The sequence below is a fragment of the Sediminibacillus terrae genome (assembly GCF_009602435.1).
Lineage (GTDB): Bacteria > Bacillota > Bacilli > Bacillales > Amphibacillaceae > Sediminibacillus > Sediminibacillus terrae.
The window spans coordinates 1-724 of sequence record NZ_VZDQ01000018.1 but is presented as its reverse complement, the minus strand read 5'-3'; the positions used below and the strand labels follow the sequence as shown (position 1 = coordinate 724).

Annotated in this window: 1 pseudogene; it reads right to left on the bottom strand. The window is 41.2% G+C overall.

From position 1 onward, the window contains the following. A pseudogene (locus F6X55_RS19980) lies at positions 1–724 on the bottom strand (SH3 domain-containing protein); the annotation flags it as partial.

Here is a 724-nt window from a genome sequence, read left to right as displayed (position 1 = left end):
ATCACCATTTTTAAACTCTGCTTTAACACTATCTTTGTGTACATAACCCACTTGATCAGAATAAAGGACTCGCCACCAGTTCCCGTAATCTGTCGCAATCGGAAACTTTTCCCCTTTTTCAATTTTTCCGAATGCCTGTAAACCACCGGATGAATTGTCATAAACCGTGACGTCTTCCAGAGTTTCGAACCTTCGATCCTGGTTAGAGTAACCCTCATTTCTATTCTTTACCGACTTACCATTGTCCGGAGACGTCGCAAACTTTTCTACATAACCAAAATAGTCGCCGAATTGGATGCGGTGCCAGTTGCCATAGTCGCTCACCCTATTATATATTTTACCCTTTTCTACTTCGCCCACTTTTTTCAGAGAGTCGCTGCCACGATTATCATACACCGGCAAGTCTTCTTCCGCTTTAAAGTATTCTTCAAAGTCGGCGTATCGCAAGGTTACATTGCTTTTTCTCACGTATCCTACGCGGTCCAGATAAAGGACTCGCCACCAATTCCCATAATCAGTTGCGATCGGGAATATCTGGCCTTCATCTATTTTACCGAAAGAGATCAAGCTTCCTGACGTGTTATCATATACCTCTACTTGTTCATTTGTCTCCAATTTATGGGCTATATTTTTATAATTTTTATTTAGATTAGGAATCTCTCTCTCAGTCGCATAACCTGTGTCTGACTTTCGGACATACCCATAAATATCACCGAATTGAATT